General features: G+C 39.1%; 2 protein-coding genes and 1 pseudogene. All 3 read right to left on the reverse strand.

The window, feature by feature from the left end:
* Positions 1 to 56: 56 nt before the first annotated feature.
* The 3 genes and pseudogenes from groL to A9996_RS19120 all read right to left on the reverse strand — a co-directional run bounded on the left by groL (position 57) and on the right by A9996_RS19120 (position 3,169).
* Complete coding sequence (gene groL / locus A9996_RS19110; RefSeq protein ID WP_066439095.1) at positions 57 to 1,685, reverse strand: chaperonin GroEL; 1,629 nt, start codon at positions 1,683 to 1,685, stop codon at positions 57 to 59.
* Between the two features lie 120 nt (positions 1,686 to 1,805).
* Positions 1,806 to 2,082: pseudogene (groES, locus tag A9996_RS19115) on the reverse strand (co-chaperone GroES).
* A 184-nt stretch (positions 2,083 to 2,266) separates the two neighbouring features.
* Positions 2,267 to 3,169 (reverse strand): IS1595-like element ISGal1 family transposase, encoded by a 903-nt coding sequence (locus tag A9996_RS19120; protein WP_066430526.1) that lies wholly within the window; start codon positions 3,167 to 3,169, stop codon positions 2,267 to 2,269.
* Positions 3,170 to 3,220 lie beyond the last annotated feature (51 nt).

The following is a 3,220-nucleotide window of genomic DNA, read 5'->3' on the forward strand; positions in this document are numbered from 1 at the left end:
AAACGCCTCATTTGACTGAGGCGTTTTTTTATGAATTGTAATTTGAAATCATCAACTTACATCATTCCTGGCATACCGCCGCCGCCCATTGGCATTGAAGGTGAATCTTCTTTAATGTCCACCAATGCACATTCAGTAGTAAGGATCATTCCGGCAACTGACGCTGCGTTTTCCAATGCGATACGTGTTACTTTCTTAGGATCGATAATTCCAGCTTTTAGCATGTCTACATAAGTTTCTGTCTTAGCATCAAAACCGAAGTCTTTTTTACCTTCCATAACTTTAGCAACCACAACACTGCCTTCACCACCTGCATTTTCAACAATGGTTCGTAAAGGTGATTCAATAGCACGTGCTACAATTTGAATTCCTGTAGCTTCGTCATTATTTTCAGAAGCTAATTTTTCAAGAACTGATTTTGCTCTCACAAGAGCAACACCACCACCGGCAACAATACCTTCTTCAACTGCAGCTCTGGTTGCATGTAAAGCATCATCTACTCGGTCTTTTTTCTCTTTCATTTCAACTTCACTCGCAGCACCTACATAAAGTACAGCAACACCGCCGGCCAATTTAGCCAAACGCTCTTGAAGTTTTTCTTTGTCATAATCAGACGTTGTAGTTTCAATTTGCGCTTTAATTTGGTTGACTCTAGCTTTGATATCCTCAGCTTTACCAGCACCATTTACAATAGTCGTGTTATCTTTATCAACCGTAATAGTTTCTGCAGTACCCAACATGCTCAAATCAGCATTTTCCAAAGAGAAGCCTCTTTCTTCTGATATAACCACACCACCAGTTAAGATAGCAATATCTTCTAACATTGCTTTACGTCTGTCACCAAAACCTGGCGCTTTAACGGCTGCAATTTTTAATCCGCCACGTAGTTTGTTTACCACTAGAGTAGCAAGGGCTTGACCGTCTACATCTTCAGCAATAATTAATAATGGACGACCAGATTGTGCTACTGGTTCTAAAATTGGAAGAATTTCTTGAAGATTAGAGATCTTTTTGTCGAATAATAAGACATAAGGATTTTCTAAATCTGCAATCATTTTATCGGCATCAGTAACAAAGTATGGAGAAAGGTAACCGCGATCAAATTGCATACCTTCAACAACATCTACGTAAGTATCTAATCCTTTAGCTTCTTCAACAGTAATGACGCCTTCTTTACCAACTTTGTTGAACGCTTTGGCTACCAATTCGCCAATAGCATCATCATTGTTAGCAGAAATGGAAGCCACTTGCTTGATCATTTCTGAAGAGTTCCCTACCTTTTTTGCTTGCTTTTCCAATTCCTCAACAATTGCTGCAACAGCCTTGTCAATACCACGTTTCAAATCCATTGGGTTTGCGCCAGCAGCAACATTTTTCAAACCTTCTTTAACGATGGCTTGTGCCAAAACGGTGGCGGTTGTAGTACCATCTCCAGCCAAATCATTGGTTTTGGACGCGACTTCTTTTACCATTTGTGCACCCATATTCTCTAATGGATCTTCTAGTTCTATTTCTTTTGCAACGGTAACACCATCTTTGGTCACCTGAGGTGCGCCAAATGATTTACCAATAATAACGTTACGACCTTTTGGGCCTAAGGTTACTTTTACTGCATTTGCCAATGCATCTACACCGCGTTTTATACCGTCACGTGCTTCAATATCAAATTTTATGCTTTTTGCCATAATGAAAAATTTTATTTAGAATTTTAAACTTCCAATGTTCAAATGCCACATTCCGAATTTGGAAGATCATTTAAACAGAAAGTTATTGGAATTTGTTTATTGTGTTATTGGAATTTGCGATTAGATAATCGCAAGCACATCACTTTCACGCATGATCAAATAATCTTTGCCTTCAAGTTTTAGTTCTGTTCCTGAATATTTACCATAAAGAACGGTTTCTCCGACTTTCACAGTAATTGGATTTTTTTTAGTTACCAGCACCAATGGCAACAACTTTACCTTTTTGAGGTTTTTCTTTAGCGTTATCTGGAATGATAATTCCTGAAGCTGTTTTCGTTTCAGCTTCTACAGGTTCAATAAGAACACGGTCTGCCAATGGTTTAATGTTTAATCCCATAGTTATAGTATTTGTTATAGTCACGCCAAAGCATGACAGGTTAATTGATTTTGTTTAATGGATTACTTAGTTGCGAAAAATGTGCCATGGGTATTGAACTGACAAAGTTTCAGTAACAAAAAAATGCCAACAAATTTTGTTGGCATTTCGAATATTTAGGATGGTACTATTTTAATTAATTGAGTTACACACTTACGTGCTGTTTTATTACTTGTTGATATATCGGTTTTTTGGCGACCATTCTTTCAATGGTTTTGTGAAAAATGGTTTCTTTGAACTGTGACCTGTTTATCCTAAAACAGAACTCATCGAAATATCTCTGTACATGCCATTTGCTTACATGTGTTGGAATTGCCCTCAACCAAGATTTCAGCTGCATTATAACAATATGCATTTCCTTGAAGTTCTTGCCGCCTGCACTGTATTTCTGTTCAATATTATAGTCTTTCATCAACGGTGCATACCCTCGCCATTTATCTGTTACCACTTTGGCGGTCGTACTGATATGCTCTTCGAAGATTGGCGTCAGGGATCTCGCTGAATAATCCTCGATCGATCTTACGTAGACCCTTTTGATTTTGTGCTTTTTGTCTAGCTCCACCGCTATCACTGCCTTTTTCTTCTTGGAGTCATAGCTCCGGCCCTGTTTGCCCTCTTCTTTTCCACCAACCGTGAATTCATCCACATGGACAATTTCCGACAATGGATATTGCTGGCTGCTCTGCATGGCTATCCTCACCTTCTGCATAAAATACCAGGCAGTTCCCTGTCGGACATCGAAGCGCTTCCCCATCTGGACACTTGACACGCTCTTCGTGCTGGTGGCCATCTCGAACACGATGCAGAATGCCTTATGGAGCCCGAACTTAACTTTGTGGAACAATGTATTTGCCGTGGAGCTCTCCACATGCTGACAGTTATAACATTGATAGGTGTATCCCGCTTTTGCACATCCTTTGGTGTGTCCACATTTCATACATTTAAAACCATCCTGCCATTTTATTTTAGCCAAATAAGCCTTGCAGGAATCATCATCCGGCAATTCTTTTACAAAGTTCAGTATATTTTGACCCTTAAACACATCCATAATCATTATATTTATTGGGCGCAAGATACAGAACTTAAATGATTAACTCAA

The organism is Gelidibacter algens, assembly GCF_001678675.1.
In the GTDB taxonomy this organism is placed as follows: domain Bacteria; phylum Bacteroidota; class Bacteroidia; order Flavobacteriales; family Flavobacteriaceae; genus Gelidibacter; species Gelidibacter algens.

Excerpts from the sequence above, each read along its gene's own strand:
- groL (WP_066439095.1), bottom strand. The coding sequence starts at position 1,685 with ATGGCAAAAAGCATAAAATTTGATATTGAAGCACGTGACGGTATAAAA.
- A9996_RS19120 (WP_066430526.1), bottom strand. The coding sequence starts at position 3,169 with ATGGATGTGTTTAAGGGTCAAAATATACTGAACTTTGTAAAAGAATTG.